The organism is Phormidesmis priestleyi ULC007, from assembly GCF_001895925.1.
Taxonomy (GTDB): Bacteria; Cyanobacteriota; Cyanobacteriia; order Leptolyngbyales; family Leptolyngbyaceae; genus Phormidesmis_A; species Phormidesmis_A priestleyi_A.
This window is the reverse complement of sequence record NZ_MPPI01000065.1, coordinates 1-18,872: the sequence shown is the minus strand read 5'-3', so window position 1 is coordinate 18,872 and position 18,872 is coordinate 1. Positions and strand designations below refer to the sequence as shown.

Annotated in this window: 20 protein-coding genes and 1 tRNA gene; 13 read left to right on the top strand and 8 right to left on the bottom strand. The window is 47.9% G+C overall.

Annotation, left to right across the window (positions count from 1 at the left end):
* Window positions 1-73: 73 nt before the first annotated feature.
* From BRW63_RS30110 to BRW63_RS25790, 4 genes are all read right to left on the bottom strand, one after another.
* Entirely contained in the window at window positions 74-232 is a 159-nt protein-coding gene (locus BRW63_RS30110; RefSeq protein ID WP_083582704.1) for a GUN4 domain-containing protein, read from the bottom strand.
* Between the two features lie 545 nt (window positions 233-777).
* Window positions 778-1,512 (bottom strand): class I SAM-dependent methyltransferase, encoded by a 735-nt coding sequence (locus tag BRW63_RS25800; RefSeq protein ID WP_073069804.1) that lies wholly within the window; start codon window positions 1,510-1,512, stop codon window positions 778-780.
* 167 nt (window positions 1,513-1,679) lie between these two features.
* Entirely contained in the window at window positions 1,680-2,135 is a 456-nt protein-coding gene (locus BRW63_RS25795) for a hypothetical protein (protein WP_073069803.1), read from the bottom strand.
* Window positions 2,136-2,324: 189 nt separating this feature from the next.
* On the bottom strand, window positions 2,325-2,894 hold the full coding sequence (locus BRW63_RS25790) for an isochorismatase family protein (RefSeq protein WP_073069802.1): 570 nt from the start codon (window positions 2,892-2,894) through the stop codon (window positions 2,325-2,327).
* 690 nt (window positions 2,895-3,584) lie between these two features.
* On the opposite strand from BRW63_RS25790, the gene BRW63_RS25785 reads away from it, so the two are divergent.
* Window positions 3,585-3,956 carry a hypothetical protein gene (locus BRW63_RS25785; RefSeq protein ID WP_073075195.1) on the top strand — a complete coding sequence of 124 codons (372 nt, stop codon included), beginning with the start codon at window positions 3,585-3,587 and terminating at the stop codon, window positions 3,954-3,956.
* A gap of 106 nt (window positions 3,957-4,062) precedes the next feature.
* Here the strand turns inward: BRW63_RS25785 and BRW63_RS25780 are convergent, their stop codons facing one another.
* Window positions 4,063-4,416, bottom strand: coding sequence for a TMEM14 family protein (locus tag BRW63_RS25780; protein WP_223257522.1), 354 nt, complete (start codon window positions 4,414-4,416; stop codon window positions 4,063-4,065).
* 2 nt (window positions 4,417-4,418) lie between these two features.
* Here BRW63_RS25780 and BRW63_RS25775 point away from each other — a divergent pair, with 2 nt between their 5' ends.
* On the top strand, window positions 4,419-5,339 hold the full coding sequence (locus BRW63_RS25775) for an isopenicillin N synthase family dioxygenase (RefSeq protein ID WP_073075194.1): 921 nt from the start codon (window positions 4,419-4,421) through the stop codon (window positions 5,337-5,339).
* A gap of 24 nt (window positions 5,340-5,363) precedes the next feature.
* Here BRW63_RS25775 and BRW63_RS25770 read toward each other — a convergent pair whose 3' ends face one another.
* Window positions 5,364-5,954 carry a Uma2 family endonuclease gene (locus tag BRW63_RS25770; protein ID WP_073075193.1) on the bottom strand — a complete coding sequence of 197 codons (591 nt, stop codon included), beginning with the start codon at window positions 5,952-5,954 and terminating at the stop codon, window positions 5,364-5,366.
* Between the two features lie 573 nt (window positions 5,955-6,527).
* Between BRW63_RS25770 and BRW63_RS25765 the strand changes: the two genes are divergently transcribed.
* The 4 genes from BRW63_RS25765 to BRW63_RS25750 all read left to right on the top strand — a co-directional run bounded on the left by BRW63_RS25765 (window position 6,528) and on the right by BRW63_RS25750 (window position 10,232).
* A complete protein-coding gene (locus tag BRW63_RS25765) occupies window positions 6,528-6,878 on the top strand; it encodes a hypothetical protein (RefSeq protein WP_073075192.1) in 351 nt (116 codons plus the stop codon).
* A 12-nt stretch (window positions 6,879-6,890) separates the two neighbouring features.
* On the top strand, window positions 6,891-7,457 hold the full coding sequence (locus tag BRW63_RS25760; protein WP_073075191.1) for a DUF1802 family protein: 567 nt from the start codon (window positions 6,891-6,893) through the stop codon (window positions 7,455-7,457).
* 80 nt (window positions 7,458-7,537) lie between these two features.
* On the top strand, window positions 7,538-9,259 hold the full coding sequence (locus BRW63_RS29740) for an AMIN domain-containing protein (RefSeq protein ID WP_073075190.1): 1,722 nt from the start codon (window positions 7,538-7,540) through the stop codon (window positions 9,257-9,259).
* A 448-nt stretch (window positions 9,260-9,707) separates the two neighbouring features.
* Window positions 9,708-10,232, top strand: a complete 525-nt coding sequence (locus BRW63_RS25750; protein ID WP_073075189.1) for a YqeG family HAD IIIA-type phosphatase — start codon at window positions 9,708-9,710, stop codon at window positions 10,230-10,232.
* A gap of 228 nt (window positions 10,233-10,460) precedes the next feature.
* Here BRW63_RS25750 and BRW63_RS25745 read toward each other — a convergent pair whose 3' ends face one another.
* Window positions 10,461-11,741 (bottom strand): ISKra4 family transposase, encoded by a 1,281-nt coding sequence (locus BRW63_RS25745; protein WP_073075188.1) that lies wholly within the window; start codon window positions 11,739-11,741, stop codon window positions 10,461-10,463.
* Between the two features lie 128 nt (window positions 11,742-11,869).
* Here BRW63_RS25745 and BRW63_RS28630 point away from each other — a divergent pair, with 128 nt between their 5' ends.
* The 3 genes from BRW63_RS28630 (at window position 11,870) to BRW63_RS25735 (ending at window position 14,006) form a co-directional block, all read left to right on the top strand.
* Window positions 11,870-12,046 carry a hypothetical protein gene (locus BRW63_RS28630; protein WP_181314502.1) on the top strand — a complete coding sequence of 59 codons (177 nt, stop codon included), beginning with the start codon at window positions 11,870-11,872 and terminating at the stop codon, window positions 12,044-12,046.
* Between the two features lie 208 nt (window positions 12,047-12,254).
* The gene (locus tag BRW63_RS25740) at window positions 12,255-13,034 is read left to right on the top strand and encodes an ABC transporter ATP-binding protein (protein WP_073075187.1); all 780 of its coding nucleotides are present in this window, start codon (window positions 12,255-12,257) and stop codon (window positions 13,032-13,034) included.
* Between the two features lie 15 nt (window positions 13,035-13,049).
* The gene (locus BRW63_RS25735) at window positions 13,050-14,006 is read left to right on the top strand and encodes an ABC transporter permease (RefSeq protein WP_223257521.1); all 957 of its coding nucleotides are present in this window, start codon (window positions 13,050-13,052) and stop codon (window positions 14,004-14,006) included.
* 135 nt (window positions 14,007-14,141) lie between these two features.
* Here BRW63_RS25735 and BRW63_RS25730 read toward each other — a convergent pair whose 3' ends face one another.
* Window positions 14,142-14,876 (bottom strand): hypothetical protein, encoded by a 735-nt coding sequence (locus tag BRW63_RS25730; RefSeq protein WP_073075186.1) that lies wholly within the window; start codon window positions 14,874-14,876, stop codon window positions 14,142-14,144.
* A gap of 333 nt (window positions 14,877-15,209) precedes the next feature.
* On the opposite strand from BRW63_RS25730, the gene BRW63_RS25725 reads away from it, so the two are divergent.
* The 4 genes from BRW63_RS25725 to BRW63_RS25710 all read left to right on the top strand — a co-directional run bounded on the left by BRW63_RS25725 (window position 15,210) and on the right by BRW63_RS25710 (window position 18,783).
* Complete coding sequence (locus tag BRW63_RS25725) at window positions 15,210-17,423, top strand: alkaline phosphatase family protein (protein WP_083583260.1); 2,214 nt, start codon at window positions 15,210-15,212, stop codon at window positions 17,421-17,423.
* Window positions 17,424-17,572: 149 nt separating this feature from the next.
* Window positions 17,573-17,645 (top strand) — tRNA-Thr (locus BRW63_RS25720).
* A gap of 197 nt (window positions 17,646-17,842) precedes the next feature.
* On the top strand, window positions 17,843-18,316 hold the full coding sequence (locus BRW63_RS30105; protein WP_073075185.1) for an Arm DNA-binding domain-containing protein: 474 nt from the start codon (window positions 17,843-17,845) through the stop codon (window positions 18,314-18,316).
* Window positions 18,274-18,783: a site-specific integrase gene (locus BRW63_RS25710; RefSeq protein ID WP_181314501.1), complete on the top strand. Its 510-nt coding sequence runs from the start codon at window positions 18,274-18,276 to the stop codon at window positions 18,781-18,783. The genes BRW63_RS30105 and BRW63_RS25710 overlap by 43 nt, the downstream gene beginning before the upstream one ends.
* Window positions 18,784-18,872 lie beyond the last annotated feature (89 nt).

Sequence of the window (18,872 nt, the reverse complement as noted above, 5' to 3'; positions counted from 1 at the left end):
CGTGATCCGTCAGTTCATCTTGGAAAACCTCTCCCAATCGACGGTGGCTTGACTTCAGACCTTGCTACTTTTGTCAATGCGTAAGTCCTATCGAATTACAATCTAACCACCCCTCTGCCTCTCTTTCTGCAATTTTCAGCATAATCCTGGCAGTTTCATCATCGGCTTCTCTCCAATGTTGCGATGCGAGTAAGTCACTTAGATGGTTGTAATCGGAAGCTAGCTTAAACATAAGTAAACAAATAGCTCAGTTTTCAATTTACGAAACCCAGAGAGTTTGTCATGGTAATCGTCTATCAGATCTAACTTAGATCTTGCACCTCTGTCAACAACCGCCCAAAACTGAAGTTCCTGGCTCATCGCTTAAACCCATTGAAACGGGTTGAAACTTTGGCTCAGTCCTCTTCAGAGGACTTTTGCGACTAGCCCGAATTTTAATTCAGGGCGGGTGATCGGGAAATCGTTGAGACGGGTGCAAGATCTGAGCTAACCTTTCAAGGTTGTCTCTACCAAAACCTTAGCCGCATAAAACCTAGTTGAGCCGCAACCGCAAGCGGTTCTGCTCACTGACGAAGAATGCAAATTCGGTTGTCGGCTCCAACGCTAGTTAGATCGTAGCGTCACGAAGATTTTAGCATACAGTACAAGTGAACTAAATGGCGCTGTCGGTCTAACGTTTGCGGTCAGCGGTTGCCGATCCCCTTGAACTTAGCCCCAGCGGCTTCCCTCAATCCGTTGCACCGCAATTGTTATATGGTGATCGCCTAATTTTCGATGTCACATTGATTTGTGTGCAACAAAGGCAACATGAGCTTGTGGTAACTTGTAATCACCGTAACTCTCCATACTCTCAACAGTAAAACCGACTTGGCTCAACTTCTCAGTAATATCTGCGGCTTTATACAATCCCAAATAATGCAACTCGTCATCCCGCCTATAGTATTCTCCCACTCTGCGTAAAGTGACAATGCGACGGCTTAAGACTAACTTCTCCTGATCCTCCTCCTTTTCAACCAGCACTATCCAATCTTTCCCCTCAGTAAAACTTTTAACTCTGTTGCCTTCTATCACTTGACCGGGTTCTGCAATATCAAAAACAAAAACACCCCCCGGAGCTAATGCGTTGTAAATACGCTCAAGAAGTTGAGTGAGTATTTGATAATTATTATCATCATCAAACAGGTAATTGAGACATTCACCGACTGAGATAACCGCATTACAAGATGGGATATCGACCTTAAATAGTGACTCAACTCGAAACTCAGCACTTGGAACTCTATTTCGAGCGATTGAAATCAGAGACTCAGAAATATCCACCCCGAAAACCTGATAATGCGCTTTCGTGAGTTCTAAAGCTGATAATCCACTTCCACAGCCCAAGTCCACTACTAAACCGTCTCGAATGTTGTTTTGAGCCAAAATTTTGAGTATGCCAGGGGCTGACTTGAGAGCGTAATCACTATGACCAACATCATGAATGTATGCGAGGTCTTCCTTGTACCACTCTTTCATTACTATGCTCCAGCAGATGATCTCGAAAATTATTTACGATCGCATCCCACCACTAGCTGAAGTGTACCGTCTGCACCGAAAACTGAGCCGTATAACGGGTCGGTTCAGCGGCACGGAGCACTCCCAAGATTTTACAGAACATCTATGTGTCCGCTGCAACCGAGTTGTTAGCTTGCGGATATCAAGTATGAGGCGTTCATTTTGACCTTACCCGCATTGTGCATTTGCCAAAACTCAGAGAATGAAATTGATCCATACCTTTCTGCGCCATCGGAACCAAACTGATAATCTGTTGTGAACAGAATTTGACCAACAGGTGAAGCCGCAAGCAACTGTTTAAGCAGGCTTTTTACAAGAGGCAAGTATTCATCCTTGAATTCTACATTATCATCTGAATCATCGCCTTCTCTATACCAATCTCGCTTGAGAAGATTGTAAGCAGTTACGCTCTTCTCATCAAGCAGATGATAGATACAGCCTTGCAACTTATCAAAATCTCCTTGGAACAAAGGCTGTGGGCTGCGATGTGAAGTCAACACCGTCTCTGCCTCAACCCTGAACGGCAAGTGCGAAAAGTCGGTCGGCTCCAGTTGTTGGATGCAGATAATTTCGAGAGAAGGCATTGTGCTTATGATTTTACAAAAATAGCGCAACTCTCCAAGCTGTGCGCCGCAAGCTAACGTTGCTGTTCAGCGGCTGTAAATCGTCTTGGCATCGGCATCAGTGAACCTTGGTAGTCCGCTGCAACAGCGTTGTTCGATTGTGTTTACGAAAGTTTTAACTCAGGTTTGGCAATTCCGCATTACTTTGCTTTATGTCAACAAAGGGAAGGCGATCGCACCAGCAGTCGAAGCCCAATTCTTGACCAGTTCAGCAACTATCGCATTTGTACTGGTTAAGCCGATACCCGCACGTTCCATTCTGCGCCAAGACATTTCTTCCGCAATCTGATTCGTCGAACCGCAGGCATCACACACAACCTTGACGTTGAAACCTTCTTCAAGCGCACTAATTGCAGGCGCAACCATGCAAACGTCGGTTGTTACGCCTGCCATCACAAAATTTTTCTTCCCCGTGTTACGGCAAGCATTCGCAAAATTTTCATCATCCCAAGCGTTGACCACCCCTTGACGCTTAATCCGTGCGGCAAATTCTTCGGGCAAAATCTCTTGTAGTTCGGGCATCAACGGACCTTGAACGTTGACATTCGTTTCTTGACTTGAAGTCAAAACGGTTGGCATTCCTGTGCCTTTGGCGAATTTTGCCAGAATAATCACATTTCGTTGCAAGAGTTCAAGCGGAGTTGTGCTTGCCCAGGTGTTTGTCCCGACCTGATGATCGATCAAAATCATTGCCGTGTCTTCAATGTTGAACGCCTTCATCAGTCAGATCCTTTTAAGAAGTACTTGTATCAGAATTTTAAGCCTTTGTGTGGTCTCTGTCCCAACCAATGACTCAAGCAACCGAACTATTGATTATACGGAAACCTTCCGTATATCTCTCTGGTTTGGGGAGATACCCCGAAACTTTCCGGGTATCTCCCCTCACTTTTCATTGGAGATTCTGATTCTATGAGAGCACACCCGTTACTTTGTTGAAGAATTATAAACTTTTATGGATGAACGTCCCAAGATGCGATCGGAGGTTGTGCGGGACATCATTCAACGCAAACATGACTCGTATCAAACCGAAAAAAGCTAAGTATTAGTGGGTTAAGCGATCGGTTGCTTTTCATCACAAGCGGCATCCACGAGAAATGGGACAAGCAGAAATCAAAGGGTAAGCGCACCTCCTCAAAAATTCAGCATTCCAAAAAACAAAAAACTCTTGTACAATACACCGCAGTGATGAAGTTGTGCCCCGAAGCCTGATCTACGAAATCAGACTCCGAGGACTTCCATCCCTAGTTACTTGCATTAACTCAGGAGGCGTTCATGATTGTACACCGTCGGTTTTGCTATGGGATCTTGAAAGGCTGGAATCAAGATCCTGCATATGTTTTTCATCCCTATAGAATCTCTGAGAAATCAGCATTCTTGTCCTCTTTGAATTAACCGAGAGGACAAAATATTATGGGAGTTAGGACGATCGTTCCTGGCTCGATTTCGTTCACCGTTGAGTTGCGTTGCTCAATCGAGAAACGTTATCGAGTCAGTGTCACTTTGGATTTGCAAGAGCGTTACATCTTCCTCTCGTCTGGCATTCTCGTGAATGTCAGCGATCGCATTGAAGAGTTTGTTTCACAACTGAGTGAGATTGCATCCAATCAACTGGCATTGTTCAAATGGGATGGCATGAGTGATTTGATGACTGAATATCAAATCGTCCGAGTGTTGCCCGGTTATCAAGTTGAACGTTCTTTAGTGAAATTCAACATTGTTCTGGGTGATGGTTTCCTAATTCAAGTAGAGGAGTTGCATAACCGAACAACCATTCAACTGTAGGAAGTTGGGGCTAGGGAGTCGTCAATATCCCCTTTTGGGAGACGCTCCCTAACTATTGACCCAAGAGCGCACCGTCGTCGTGTTCTAGACTGTGCATAACAAAGAGTCAGCGAATGGTTTGATTGGCAAAAAAGCCTAAAATAAAGAGCGTCGAAGCCACACCGCTCAGAATCGCCATCAGTCCAGCAGGCATGAAGGCGCGAGTCTTCAAAAACCGCACGACAAAGACCACCAGCAACAGCGCGGCAATTAAAGCAGCGATCGCAAACCGCATCACCGGAGGCTGTAAGGTTGCGATCGCCAAGGCTGCCCCACTTCCTAAACCAGCGATCAGCGAGATTTTGCTTTTAGACTGGGTGTAGCCAATAATGCCGCCGATCGTCACCAATGCTGCATAAACTGGAACCAGCCACGTTGCGACATTTATCAAAGAAAGCGTATCCATCGTTTGCCCTTCCATCTATGCGTCTCCAAACCATTCCTGTAGTCGATCTACAAGATTTTCTCTCTGATTCGCCCCCGCGACAGCAAAGTTTTGTGACAGCGATGGGGTCTGCATTAGAAGACATCGGCTTTTTTGCGGTGATTAATCACGGCGTTGACTCCACGCTGATTCAGTCTGCTTATCAGGTTGCTCAAACTTTTTTTGAGCTTCCAGAAGCGGTGAAGCGACGCTATGAAGATCCGCAACTCAACGGACAGAGAGGCTTTACGCGCTTTGGTCGAGAACACGCGAAAGATCATCCCGTCCCCGATCTCAAAGAATTTTGGCATGTCGGCGCGTCAAAGTTGCCGAACCTGCATCCCGCAGAAGTTCCGCAGTTTGCCCCGACTCTAAACGAACTGCATACTCAACTTGCAGCCTGTGCCGCCAAACTGCTAGAAGCCTGTGCGCTGTATTTAGGAGAGCCGAGAAATCTGCTGCGAGAGATGACGATCGGCGGTGACACAATTCTGCGCGTCATTCACTACCCGCCTGTTTCGATCGATGCCCACCCAGCCAGTTTACGATCGGCTCCTCACGAAGACATCAATCTGATCACGTTGTTGTGTGAAGCCACCGCAGACGGGTTAGAACTTCGGCAACGAGATGGTTTGTGGCGACCGATTCACGCTCTCGAAGGTCAAATTATTGTCGATAGTGGCGATATGCTTCAGCAATTGACGAATGGATTGCTCAAAAGCACAACTCATCAAGTGGTCAATCCTGATCACGATCGCGATCGTCGCTTCTCAATGCCTTATTTTGTTCATCCCAAACCTGAAGCAGACTTAACACCTCTGCCCAGCAGCATTTCTAAAACCGGAGGTCATGCAACTTTTCCTCCGATTACGGCAGGCGCTTATCTTCAACAAAGGCTCCAGGAGATAGGGCTTAAATAGTGAGTTCCAGTTTTCCACTGACTATCATGGGTGATTGCCCTCCTGCGATCGCAACATCTGAACCGCTCTACCCAAATCGGTCTCTCCAACGAGAATACAGCGTTTTAGCAAATCTAAGTCTAGAGCCTCTAACCCTGGTAGCTCACTCCGATTGATGCGTTGATAGCCATCGTCTCTCAGATGATAGAGCGCCAATGTGCCGTCTTCCCAAAACCACACCTCAGAAACGCCTAACGCACCGTATTTGGAAAGTTTGGCAGCATTGCCACTGGTGAAGACGACTTCGATCGCAAGATCGGGAATGGGTTTCTGCTGCCCAATCCAGTAAGACTGATCTGCCTGTGCAGAGACTTCACCCTCTCGCTCTTGAGTTTTGTCACCTGTAGGTTTAAATGCGATGCCTCTATCAATCAGAAAGGTGCTGATCAGATAGCCAATAACGTGGGTAAATGTGGCGTGGTCTTCACCGGGCATAAAGATCTCGATCGTTCCGTTGTAATAAGTCAGCTTTGCACGGGAGATTCCTTCATACCCTTTTTGGAGGTGTTTGAAATGCTCCCACGTTCCCTCTAGAACAATTCGCTGATCTGTAGATTTGGTGAGTGTTTGCGTCATTGGCGTTAGCTTCGCTCCTCGTATTCGCGCTCCTATTTACCCTTGCTCTCAGGAACCCACGGTGTCACACAAGTCTTTGTCGCTGCGTTTCAGTCGGCTTCAGCCCCCTAAATCCCCCAGAATGGGGGATTTAGGGGGCAAAGATCTCAGCAATGACCAACCAAGAGACTTGTGTGTGCACGGTAGGCTCTCAGTGGCTCTTTGTGCTGTCTCAAGGGGAAAGGATAAACCTAAATTTCCGCTTATTCCTGTTCTTGGCTTTATCCGCCTGCGGCAAAGCTTGCCATTACCAATACTGATAGTAAAATACCGGGAGACAGCATTAAAGCCAGCATCAATAAATCGTGAGTCGTCATAACAGTTTTCTCCGTTGAAGGTGCGATCGTAAAAGCTGAACTTGATGACTGTGTAATCCAGCACTGCCCATCAAGGCTTCTTTCATGGTAGTTAAGTTAACAGGGTTTTCTCAACCCAAGCGAGGAGAAAACCTAAAGATTCGACGATCGTCCGATTCGCAAAAATAGTCTATGTCAGTTGTCATTGATCCAAAACCTTTAGAGTTAGCATCTCACCATGAATCACTTCTCTTTCGACGAGTTGCAGAGAAAAGACCTCTTCATCGCGCTGGGTCTTTGGGTGACTGTGGAATTTGTTAGTTTTGTCTTCTTTCCTGCTGTAGCGCTGATCGATCCGGGCGATCGACTCAAAACATGGTTCTTGATTAGCGTGCCGTTGGGGTTAGGCGGCGCATTGCTGATTAGTGCCAGTTCTCGATTTGTGGCAATGTCGCACGATCGCTCTGCCGGAAACACCAAAACGCTCTTCCTCTTTTTGGGGCAGTTTGGCGGCTGGATTGGGCTATTAGGCATCTTGTTTCCATTTTTTATGGTGTGTTCAGAGTTTTTCTCAAACCTAAAAATTTAAGCCTCAAAACCTATGGCAAATCTGAGCCATGCGCTGAAAGAGTGGGCGATCGCTGTCGATGCGCTAGAAACTGGGAGGACGATCGTGCTGCTGCGAAAAGGTGGCATTCGAGAACAGAGACGCTTTTCTGTCGAACAAACTCAAGTGTTGCTCTACCCAACTTATGAACACCAGCAGCCCCATTTATTAAAAGATGATCTCCAAGCTAAGGTGAAGGCAGTCCCGTCTGGCTGGCATCCTGAAACGGTGCAAATTAGTTCAGTGGCGGCGATTACCGAGATTTTTCAAGTCAGCGAAGCGGCAGTTCTAGACTCGCTTTTACCGTTTCATATTTGGAACGCCCAGTTTGCCGCAGAGCGCTTTCAATGGAAGCCAAAATTACCGCTCTATATTCTGCTTTTGCGCGTGTCTAACCTCTCCCAAACCCACGTCATTTCTTATCAGAGTGAATATGGCGGGTGTCGATCGTGGATTGATTTAAAAGAGGCGATCGCTTTAGAAGGGGCAACTCCTGTTTTGAGCGACACAGCTTATTCAGACCAGGTTGAGAAAATTTGTTCCCTGCTGACAAATCCCTAACTTTTCTGACAGAATTTGTTGCAAAATCAACACTTGGCATTATCCTATGAACCAGGTTTGTTGAAGGCTTTCGCGCGACCATGAAAAAAAAATCGCACAACGGGTTGGGCAAAGGTATCTTTTATCTAGCTTCCCTTGCCGTCTGTCTAGATTCGGCTCCTGCTTGGGCTGCTCCTTTAACAGGCTGGCAATATGACCCCACCGCAAACCAGCTAGAAGTCACCTTAAAAGACGGTGTGAAGCCTCGTTATTTTTTGATGGCGCGACCCGCTCGCATTGTCCTAGATTTGCCCGATACCGAAGTGGGAAGCGTCCAGAGACAGCAAACCTATGAAGGAGCGGTGCGACAAGTTCGGGTTTCTCAGGTCAAGCCAGGGCTAACGCGCATTGTGTTAGAGCTTTCGCCCGATGCAACCCTATTGCGGGGACAGGCACAGCTTCAGCGAGTCGGCGATGCAGAACAATCTAGCGATCGTTGGGTGTTGCGTCCCCTCCTGGCTCAAGCGGCAACCAAGCAACCTGCCACAACTTCAAGCCTGCCGCCAACCGCAATCGATCAGGCTCCTCCAGTAGTCTATCCTCCGGGCATCTTGCCTACTCAGCCCGAAGTCAGTGCGCCGCGTGAAGCCGATCGTGCGATCCCAAACATTCCAGACAAACCCATTTCAGACAAACCTATTTCAGACAAACCTATTTCAGACAAACCTATTTCAGACAAACCTATTGATATCGCGGTGTCCCGACCCACAGTGACTCCACCCCTCTCGACCAATCTGCCTCCAACGACGGTGCCCCCAGTGGTGGCTGAACCAACCTCGCCTAAAATTGCCAATTCTCCGACTCCGCCATCTCCCGAAAACTTTCCGCCAGGGATTGCCCCAAGTCTTGAACCGTCTGTGACCAAGCCAGCGTCTCCAGACGTTTCTCCTCAAGTGCCAACCTCAAACAGTGAGCCGTCTCCGAGGATTGTTCAAAAGCCAGCCCCTAGTCTGCAACTCCCAGAAATTAATCCGAGTCTTGCGATTCCAGATTCTTTGCCGCCCGTCACGGTGCCCAATTCTGCAACCGCAGCCCCATCGGTGAGTGTGCCACCGCTCAACCGTGCGCCTATTCCTAATTCTGCGTCTGACCTGCCGCCTGCCGGGGTTTCTAACCCAGCGACAGCCGTGACGGTGCCACCCCTAGAGCCAACTGTGCCCCAAGCGGCGATCGTGAATCGTTCAGCAAAATCGGGGCAAATCAACACGATCGAGTTTGGTCAACCTCTGCCGACGCTGCCTGTGCTAGAGCGATCGTCTCAGCAGCCACCCGGATTGATCAGCTACAATTCTGGAGCGATCGTCCCGGCTGGCACGGTGTTGAGCTTGCGATATCCTGGCAGCAAAGCATTGTCCCTGCAAGCCGATCAGCCTCGTCAAGAAGTCTTGGTGCTGCAAAATAGTTTGCGCGATCGCGCTGGCAATTTAATCGCCCCAGAAGGCACAGAAGTCTTAGGGAAGTTTGAAACGATCGGCGGCGGCAGTCGTTTTATTGCTCAGGCAATTTTACTTCAAGGGCAGAATGTGGCGATCGTTGCCCAATCAGAGGTGTTAGGCGGTGCTCGTAAAGTTTCTAACGATCGATTGATCCGCAACTCAGGCATTGGGGCGGTAGCAGGTGCCATTTTAGGCGGACTTTCTGGCGGCAACGTGATTGGAGGAGCGGCAGCAGGAGCGGCGGTGACTTATGTGACGGCTCCTAAATCTGCCACGATTCAGCCAGGGCAGATTTTAGACGTGCGATTAACTGAAGACTTAAGGTAGTGCGCTGCAAAAGCTAAGGCGTTGCATGAAAATGAGATCCCAATTTACGAGTTAAATCTGCCAGTTTTTGAAATTGAAGCGGGTACATTAGCAATCCGTAACTCTTGCATGAAACCACCCTGCCCGTTCTGGGAGAGGGATTTAGGGTAAGGGTCAAAGGTCATCACAATGGTTGCCGGGCTAATAAGATGTATTGAGAATCTCTCTGTTCTGATTGTTGAGAGATAGGACGCTGGATCGATCGTCCATCGCTTATCTCCCCGACTTGAAAGATCGGGGCTTTACGCTCGTTCTGGTAAGGGACACGACATGTCGTACCCTCTCGCGATCGTTCAATCGGTCGCAATTGTTTTTGAAATGGGTATTATTTCTCTCTGTCTGTAGATAGAAGTTAAGCGGCGAACCTCTCCAACTGAGTTAAAATCCTTTTATTACTAGGCTGCGTTTTATGTCTTGGGGCAACCTCCTACAACCTGATCTAATTTTAGAAAGCTCTATCCTCAGTTTGACTCCTGAAATCATTCAGCGTTCTGGTCTAAAAGGGCTGGTGCTGGATGTTGATGAAACGTTGGTGCCGATCACATCTGCTCACGCGTCTGAGGAGCTACAGCCTTGGATTGAAGCAGTTCAGCAGGTAGCAACGCTCTGGTTGGTCAGCAATAACATTAGCGAAGCGCGGATCAAGCGCATTGCCGAGCCGCTCCGTCTGCCCTACATTATTGGAGCCGGGAAGCCGTCTCGTCGCAAACTCAGACGAGCCTTGACGGGGATGAATTTGCCCCCGAACCAAGTTGGAATGGTGGGCGATCGCTTGTTTACAGATGTGCTTGCCGGAAATCGCTTGGGAATGTTTACAATTTTGGTTAAGCCGATGGTAAACCCCACAGAAGCCATTCGACGCTATCCAATTCACAGCTTTGAGGTCTGGCTTTCTCAATTGCTAGGAGCTTCTTTGACTCCGCACAAGCACTAATCACTGCAATAAGGAACTTGCCAAGAAATAAAGTCCCAGGCATTCCAGAGGTGAAGAGATCGGCAATCACCCTGCCTGTCCTCAACTGTGTAGGAGAGGAACCCCAAGCAATCATGCTCAATGAAACCATCAAAGTTACGCTCAAAGATGCCGCTAAGAAATTGACAGGACATCGTAAACGGGACTTCATGGCGGGGTGCGACCTCTATTTAATACTATTTAATATTCTTAGAGGGCAATGGAAAAGCCGTATTGATTCAGCTTGTTCCAAAATTGGTCCCAACGCGTTGAGGTTAAAACTAACGCTCTCAAACTCAGAATCGCGGCGGCTCCTTTCTCCTTCCACCGCATCCCAGAACAACACAACCGTTGCTTAATTACAGTCTTGCAGGCAGCTTCTGTGACTCCAGAGCCAATCGGATAGTGTCTGCTGCGATAAAGGGCATAGTCCATCTGATGGTGATGATTCTGGAAGTAGGTGACTGCTGCTGCCAAGTTTTCTTGAATTGTCTTCGAGTGTTCTGAAGATTGAGATAACTTCAGCATCTGTTGGTAGAGTTGGGTGGCTGCCCCTGGGTCATGTTTGAGATGATGACAACTCTCCTGAAGCCAGTGCCGTTGCTGGGCTAAATGAGTGGGATACAGCGCCACAGCAACCGCACCGAGATAGGCGGAGGCATGATAGAAATCCAGCACTTGTTCCTGAGTATGGAGGTTGAGGAATTGCCAGTTTGAGGCTGCCCCATCCGCAATCCCGATATAGGTGGCTTGGGGATAACGAGCTTTAGTACGAGCAATTTCTCGCTCTAGCCGTTCCAGAAACGTCTTCTTGCCGTATTCGGGAGTAGCGCCAATATAAATCGTGTGTTGTCGTTCTCCAAACGCGTCATACAGACTGATGGTGCCGACCATGGCTTCTCTCCATCCAGTGTCACACAACAGCATACAGGTGCCATCTAAGCCAATCGCAACACTGGCAATCTCCGCTTCCAATTGCGGCGGCACATAGTCCCAGCTTTCTTCTTTCACCTCAATGATCGTGGCAACTGCTTCGCTGATGCGCTGAATGTACGAAACGGCAACGGGGCGTTGATGGTTCTCAGCCAAATCTCGTTGCACCTCTCGGGCGGAACCATAGGCAAGTTTCGAGGACACTTGTTTCGCAAACAACGGGGTGGAGGTGATGATGATTCTGGAGGCTCGCTCTAGCGGACAATCCGTTTTACCGCCTCCAGAACGCTGATAGACATGGCGTTCAATCACGACTTCTCCGTAGGGTGTTTGATACGCTTTCGGCTGCTTGCCTTTGGTTCGCATCACCTCTCCGGCAATCTCAATGGCTGAGCCATCGGTGTCCAGATACTCAAGGGCGGCTGTAGTGGCAATCCGACCCGCCTCGTTCAGGCTTTCCTGAATCGCTTCTTCACTTGTCAGCAGGGAACGACTCAGGTCTACGGTGACTTCTATCGTCACTTGCGTCCCGGATTGACTCAGCAATTGAGCGCCCATTCTTCCCTCTCTGAGTTGCATCACTGAGTGATATCATGGTTCAACTTCTAAATCAAGTGGAGGTCGCACCCCTCGTCAAGAGGCGTTTCGCGAAGTAGTGACCGAGTTTTATCAACGCTGCACGGCGGATGTTGCCCCCAATATTCTGCGGGCGTTTGCGATCGCGCTACTCGATCGCGCTCTTCTGCGACCCAAACCCAGAGGTTGAGATTGCCTGTTTAGAGCAACCCGGCGATCGGGCTGCCAAATATCCGCCCATCTTGGCAGGAAACTATCTCGCGAGTCGATTAGCCGCCACCTACTAAATCAACGTAAATTCGACGACTTCGTTACCAGTCCATCGCGCCCCCTAAGTTCCCCAAAACTGGGGGACTTCAAGTCAAAATTTCCGATTCAAAGTCCCTCAGAATGGGGGATTTAGGGGGCAGAAGCCGCTCTTGACGAAGCGATAAATCTCATCGAATTCACGGTAAATCAGATACGCTTGATTTTGATCACCCTAGCTCGATCGCCATGACTCCGACCATTACGCTCAGTCATATCAATAAGGTTTATGCCAATGGCACGATCGCCCTGCAAGACCTAAACCTTGAAATCGGTGCCTCGCAGTTTATTAGCCTAGTAGGCCCGTCTGGCTGTGGCAAAAGCACCGCTCTGCGAATTATTGCCGGGCTGGGGCAGATGAGTTCGGGGCAATTAGAGTGGGGGCAAGGTCAAACCCCTAAACTCGCTTATGTGTTTCAAGAGGCGGCGCTCATGCCTTGGGCAACCGTGCGAGATAATGTGCGACTGCCGCTGACTCTAGCAAAAATGCCCAAGCGAGAGGCAATGGCAGCCGTTGAAGAGTCGATCGCGAGGGTCGGTTTGCAAGGCTTTGAGAAATCCTATCCGCGTGAGTTGTCGGGCGGCATGAAAATGCGCGTGTCGATCGCGCGGGCGCTAGTGACAAAACCTGATGTGCTGTTGATGGATGAACCCTTTGCCGCTTTAGATGAAATGACTCGCAGCCGACTCAACAGCGACCTCTTATCGTTGTGGAATCAACTGCGCTGGACAGTGATTTTTGTGACTCACAACATCTATGAGTCGGTCTATTTGTCTCAGCGAGTCGTGGTGATGGCAGATCGCCCCGGTCGAGTAGTGGCGGATGTGATCATCGATGAGCCTTACCCGCGCAATGAAGAGTTTCGCACCTCGATAGACTATAACCACTATTGCCGAGACGTGTCTCGCCATCTCGCAGAAGCGTCACTCAAAGGAGCCGATCGCGATCTGCCCATCGCTACTCTTTAAAGGAAATTAGACATCATGTTTTGGCGACAATTGACCGTCTTGATTCTAGGACTCCAAGAATTTTTGCGGATGGGCTGGCTCAACCCGCCTACGTCTATCAATCTTTTTAGCAATCTGTCCAAGGTGAAGCGATCGGGCGATCAAGACAAACCCAGAACACTACCAAATCATCCTTCTCTGATCAAACGAACGCTCTCTCCCAACATTTTGGCCCCAGCCGTGGTGGGAGTGTTTGCGATCGCAGCGTGGGAAATCTTTGTCCGCGTGACAAATATGCCCCCCTACCTGTTGCCGGGGCCAATTTTAGTATTCCAAACCTTGATCAGTTCCTGGGGCGAACTCTTTCCGTCTCTGTTAGTCACCTTGAAAGTGACGTTAATCGCGTTCATCATAGCCGCAATCTCAGGACTGTTAATTTCAGTTCTATTTGCCCAAAGCAAATGGATCGAACGCAGCTTCTTTCCCTATGCGGTGATTTTGCAAACCACTCCGATCGTAGCGATCGCACCGCTGATCATCATGTGGTTAAAAAACGATACCTTTCTAGCGTTAATCGTTTGTGCCTGGATTGTGGCATTCTTCCCGATCGTATCAAACACCACGCTTGGTCTGAATAGCGTTGATCATAATTTGATCAACCTATTTCACTTATATCGGGCTTCCCGTTGGCAAACCTTGATCTATCTGCGTTTACCCAGTGCAATGCCCTATTTTTTAGGCGGCTTAAAGATTAGCGGTGGGTTAGCGCTGATTGGAGCGGTCGTTGCAGAATTTGTAGCTGGCACCGGAGGCTCACAATCGGGGTTAGCCTATCAGATTTTGATCGCAAGTTATAATCTACAAATTCCTCGAATGTTTGCTGCTCTATTCATGATCACGTTAACAGGTGTGTTAGTCTTCGTGTGTTTGACCTGGCTATCTGACTTCTTACTTAGAGAATGGCACGAGAGCGCGATTAAGCGTGAGAACTGATTCTGAACCTGTCTGTAGGATTATTATTGTTAACGTTCCTGTAGTGTTCTAATACCAATTTCAAAAACAATCGCGATCGATCTGACAGTAGCATGGCATGTTGTGCCCTCATGCAAATCTGTCACATTCACAAATCTATCGTCTGCGAATAGCGATCGTATAAGAGGGTCGTTGTTTTTCTTCTCGCTGCGTCTTCACCAAACGAAAGTTTTCGTCTACATAAAGATGCTCAAATTTGGGCGATGCCAGATAGGTTTTCTCGAACTTTTTGACCGTATTTCGGTCTAGATTTTTCAGCGTTAACTCTTGGGGTAAATCCGCTTTTTTTGCATCAAGCCGCATCTCTACAACCGACGTAAACCAGTCTTCTGCCTTGTCGATCGTCAGAGCACTATTCCGTCTTCTAAATGCCTGCTCAATGCCAACATTTTGAATGCACCATTGACCGTCTCTGACCGCAAACGATTGCAGCACCATAAAGTCATAGGCGACCAAAAGCGATGAAAGCTTCTGCAAGAAATTAGACTGATTTCCGGGTGCATAACGAGCAATGTTGCCGTAATAGCCTTTGTCGCCAAAGATTTGATACGACTGATTGTGAATGCGCCCCGGCAAGCTGTCATGAAAAGGAATCGTTGACCAAACAGGTGTCCAGACCCCTAATACAACCGGAACTTGATCTTCAACGATCGGGTAAGGGTTGCGCCGACTTAGCTCTTCAAAATAAGGAACTAATTGTTCTTTATAAAATAAAACTTTTTTGTTTAGCGGGTCAGCATCCCGGTCTTTTGTAAGCGCTAAAATCTCGTTTTTAAGTTCTTCTGTTGTCCAGCTACTTAGTCTGCTGGAACTGACTACAGTTGCGTTCATACGTTAGATTCCAAATTAAAGAAAGCGGATACCATAGAAAGTCGAAAATCAAGGCTTGAACGAAAGCAAATTTACAAAAGTTCACTCTTCAAGGCTACTGCGATCGTCGCGACTTCTTCTCTATCGCAGGTCGTGTTGAATGAGCAGATCACGCTACTAGAAGAGAGGTTTAGCGATCGCAAGAATCTGTCTATTGAAAGAGGCAGTTTTCAAGTTTGTTTAGGAAAAGGTTATGGCTTCTCTAAGCACGTCTTTATCGAACTATAGTCTGCGCTTAATATCGTGGCGGTAGACTGTACCTCTATTCAACTATTCAGGGATTTCACAATTTCGATGAAAATTAACAAGTGGGGAGAATCTCAACTCTCCTTGGTTTCTCAGCGCATTTTTGATTGGTTGCCTCGCAGATTATTTTTGCGTTTATCAGCATTAGCTTTAGTGACTTTTTTATTGGTGAATGCCATTCATTTAGCCACTGCCCAAAGCGTTATTAAACCCTCGCGATCGCAAGTTGTTTTGATTTCACTCGATGGCGCAACGCCTCGCATTATTGATGACTATTTGGCAAAAGGAGTTCTCAACCGACGCACAGGGTTAGGACTGCTGCAAAGTCGAGGAGTCTCTGCACAGCGCAATCTCACCTGCAATCCATCGCTAACCGCTGCCTGTCACACCACCCTAAATTCTGGCTCTACCACTGCCCGTCATGATGTCGTTGCCAATAGTTTTCACCTGGTTGCCAGCCCGTTTAAACAAAATGTTAGTGGGTTTGCGGCTCCGATCGGAGGCTATGCGATCGAAGCAACTGGCGCGACTCAATCTGCAACCCCAACGGCTGAACCGATCTGGATTAAGCTCAGACAACACGGTAAAAAAGTTGTTGCAGCCACCTTTCCTGGAGCCGATGGTGCAGATATCAGACTTTCTAGCGCCGCCGATAGCCCGATCGTGCAACCTGCCCAACTGCGAACGGTCGATTACACAGTGCCGTTTGGCGGCTTTGCAGGGTTATCTGCAAAGGGCTTTAGCCTCAGCGCCGGAGATTTTAGTGCCGCACCGACTCAGACAAAAGATCAGCTAACTGCCGCAGGGAAAACGTTCTACAGTCCAGTGTTGCAAAAAACGAATGGGCTAGAACAATTTACGGTCGGTGCCGTGAGTTATGACCTGCAAGTTGCGGCATTGGATACGAGTAACGATCGTCAAGTCAATTACGACACGCTGGTTTTTTTTGATGCCAAAAGCGGTATTCGATCGGGCGGCAGTTTGCCCTCAACGGGTTCAGCATTTGTAAAAGCCAAGCGCAAAAAGTCGAGTTTATTTTATTTAGAAGGAAGCTCTAACAAAGCTGGAACTGCTTTTTATGTCAGCAATTTAGCACCCGACTTATCAACCGTTCATTTGGTGCGCTATTCTGCAAACTCGATTCCCCGCAACTCGGCAGTGCTAGCAGACGTAGACGATATCAATCAGACTGTTGGCTTTTGGGCACCGCAACCCGATTTTCGGATTCCTCAGCGATCGACTCCTGGGTTGACTGATTTTTCTGACCTTGAATTAGAAAACATTTACGAAGATCAAGTCCGCACCTTTGTTGATTATCAAACTCGTGTCGCCCTGAGAGCGATCGCCAAAAATCCTGATGCTGATTTGGTGATGCTCTATATCGAGCAACCCGACGGATCAGAACATCAGTTTCTCGCGATTGATTCTCGCCAAGCAACCAATCCGGCTGACGCGAATACGATCGGCTCTGGGCAAGACTCTGCAAAAATTGCCCGTTATGAAACCTATGTTCAAACCGCCTACAAAACTGCAAATCGCGCAGTACAAAAAATTATTGACGCAGTAGGAACCACTCGCGGTGGAGTTCCTCGACGTAACATCATTGTGGTGTCTGACCACGGCTTTTCTCCCTTTCATACCGCCGTTAACCTGAATGCTTTTTTGACGAACAAAGGGGTTGATATGACGAAAGTGCGGGCGATTACGTCCGGCCCTGCGGTCAATGTTTATATCAATCTGCAAGGACGCGAACCCGATGGCACCGTCAGCCGGAGCGAGTACATTCTCTTGCAGCAGCAGGTGCTCAAAGCCTTAAAAGAATTAGCAGACTCCAACCCAAATTACAGCAAGCAGAACAAACGAGTTTTTGATCAGATTTATCCTCGCCCTCGACCGAGCGGTCTCAGTGACCCAACCTTTGGCTTAGGCACCAATGAGTTTATTGCTCAGGATAGCGGCGATGTTTTTGCAACGCTCAAAGAGGGTTATAACTTCGATGGCGCTCAAACTCCTTTAGTTCCGCGCGTGGGTGACGATGCTGCTGCGAGTGTCGTGTTTTCGGTTCCCAGTTTTTATGGCGCTCATGGCTATGACCCAGAAAAGCCAAACATGAGTGCAATCTTTTTTGCGGCAGGCCCAGATATTGATCGTAGAACTTTCAAGCAGGTTCGCAATATCGATGTGGTGCCTACCATCAATCGTCTGCTAAGGGTTGAGTCGGCTTCAACCGTTCAGGGAACTGCTTTAAAGCTTAAATCGTGAGCGATCGTCGATCGAGTGCAAAATTTTGATCATGAGTAATGGTTGCTAATTCCCTTACTCATAATCAAGTTAGATTAAGCACAGCGCGATTGCTTGGATGTTTCTAATGTTGCAGGACATCGGATAAAATCTGATATATTAGGAAGAATGCTGGTGTAGCTCAGTTGGTAGAGCAGCTGATTTGTAATCAGCCGGTCGCAAGTTCGAGTCTTGTCACCAGCTTTTTTGATGGATAAGCGTTTCCCTTACTGAACAAGGGGTTCAGGCATCCTCTGCTGAACGATGTCAGATTTACGTTGGGTATTTTTAGGGGGAATTAGGGCTGTTTGGAGCCAAGATTGAGATAAGGATTGAGATAAAGATGAGGGGATGGTGGGTACCCTAGTACTAGAAATCTTGCCCAACTCCTCTCAAACGCCATGTATTCTCCCAAGTCCCCTAGAAAAGCAAGGACAGGTAGTGTCCAAATCAGAAGCAGCAATAACCGGCTCCAACTAGTTTTTACTTTTAATGGAAAGCGCCATTTCGTGTCTACTGGTTTGGGAGATACCCCCTTCAACCGTAAGCAGACACAAGACAGGGCATTGGAGGTTGAGCGGGATATTGCGTATGGTGAGTTCGACCCCGACAATCTCGACAAGTATAAAGTTCTGGTAGCTCTGACCACTGTTGAACCGACGCCTACTAATACTAACGACGGCTTAGACTTACCTGAGATTTGGAATCGCTATAGAGAGGCGCGATCGCCCAAAAAGTCAGCCTCCACAATCCGGATGTATGGATGGGTCACCAATCATATAAGCAGGTGTCCTTATAAATTGCTGACTGAAGCGCAAGCTATCTTGACTGGTTGGTTGCCAATGTACCTGCGGATTCCACAAAACGGGTTTTGACGCAGCTATCAGCAAGTTGCAAGTGGTCAAAGAAGTCTGGTTTGATTGATGGCAACCCATTTCAAGGGATGGCATCAGAAATTAAGTTAGAAAAACCTAATGGCGAAGAGGAGGAAGAAACCAATCCTTTTACCAGGGAAGAACGAGATCGCATCATTGCCGCCTTCAAAGCTAATCGTTACTACGAAAGGTATGCCCCCCTTGTGGAATTTCTGTTCTTTACGGGATGCCGACCTTCCGAAGCTCTTGCTTTACAGTGGAAGCATATTGGTCGACAAGTCATCACTTTTCAGAGGGTTCTTATTTACGACGGCAGGAAGCTTGTGACCCAAGATCGTCTGAAAAGACAGAACTTAAGGAAATTTTCGATTAATGCTCAACTTGCAGAAATTATTGCTGCGATTAAACCAGAAAATCGTAACCCTGAATCTTTAGTATTCCCTAGTAGAGAGTCAAGGTTGAATTGAGGGATAAAGCCGCTTCAGTTTGACGCGAGCATCTGCGGTGGTAAATCGCCAATCGACCGTGTGGTTCTGAGCCTTTCTTGACTGTTGCC

Coding starts and splice junctions, on each gene's coding strand:
- BRW63_RS30110 (WP_083582704.1), bottom strand. CDS start 232: ATGTTTAAGCTAGCTTCCGATTACAACCATCTAAGTGACTTACTCGCA.
- BRW63_RS25800 (WP_073069804.1), bottom strand. CDS start 1,512: ATGAAAGAGTGGTACAAGGAAGACCTCGCATACATTCATGATGTTGGT.
- BRW63_RS25795 (WP_073069803.1), bottom strand. CDS start 2,135: ATGCCTTCTCTCGAAATTATCTGCATCCAACAACTGGAGCCGACCGAC.
- BRW63_RS25790 (WP_073069802.1), bottom strand. CDS start 2,894: ATGAAGGCGTTCAACATTGAAGACACGGCAATGATTTTGATCGATCAT.
- BRW63_RS25785 (WP_073075195.1), top strand. CDS start 3,585: ATGGGAGTTAGGACGATCGTTCCTGGCTCGATTTCGTTCACCGTTGAG.
- BRW63_RS25780 (WP_223257522.1), bottom strand. CDS start 4,416: ATGGAAGGGCAAACGATGGATACGCTTTCTTTGATAAATGTCGCAACG.
- BRW63_RS25775 (WP_073075194.1), top strand. CDS start 4,419: ATGCGTCTCCAAACCATTCCTGTAGTCGATCTACAAGATTTTCTCTCT.
- BRW63_RS25770 (WP_073075193.1), bottom strand. CDS start 5,954: ATGACGCAAACACTCACCAAATCTACAGATCAGCGAATTGTTCTAGAG.
- BRW63_RS25765 (WP_073075192.1), top strand. CDS start 6,528: ATGAATCACTTCTCTTTCGACGAGTTGCAGAGAAAAGACCTCTTCATC.
- BRW63_RS25760 (WP_073075191.1), top strand. CDS start 6,891: ATGGCAAATCTGAGCCATGCGCTGAAAGAGTGGGCGATCGCTGTCGAT.
- BRW63_RS29740 (WP_073075190.1), top strand. CDS start 7,538: ATGAAAAAAAAATCGCACAACGGGTTGGGCAAAGGTATCTTTTATCTA.
- BRW63_RS25750 (WP_073075189.1), top strand. CDS start 9,708: ATGTCTTGGGGCAACCTCCTACAACCTGATCTAATTTTAGAAAGCTCT.
- BRW63_RS25745 (WP_073075188.1), bottom strand. CDS start 11,741: ATGGGCGCTCAATTGCTGAGTCAATCCGGGACGCAAGTGACGATAGAA.
- BRW63_RS28630 (WP_181314502.1), top strand. CDS start 11,870: ATGTTGCCCCCAATATTCTGCGGGCGTTTGCGATCGCGCTACTCGATC.
- BRW63_RS25740 (WP_073075187.1), top strand. CDS start 12,255: ATGACTCCGACCATTACGCTCAGTCATATCAATAAGGTTTATGCCAAT.
- BRW63_RS25735 (WP_223257521.1), top strand. CDS start 13,050: ATGTTTTGGCGACAATTGACCGTCTTGATTCTAGGACTCCAAGAATTT.
- BRW63_RS25730 (WP_073075186.1), bottom strand. CDS start 14,876: ATGAACGCAACTGTAGTCAGTTCCAGCAGACTAAGTAGCTGGACAACA.
- BRW63_RS25725 (WP_083583260.1), top strand. CDS start 15,210: ATGAAAATTAACAAGTGGGGAGAATCTCAACTCTCCTTGGTTTCTCAG.
- BRW63_RS30105 (WP_073075185.1), top strand. CDS start 17,843: ATGTATTCTCCCAAGTCCCCTAGAAAAGCAAGGACAGGTAGTGTCCAA.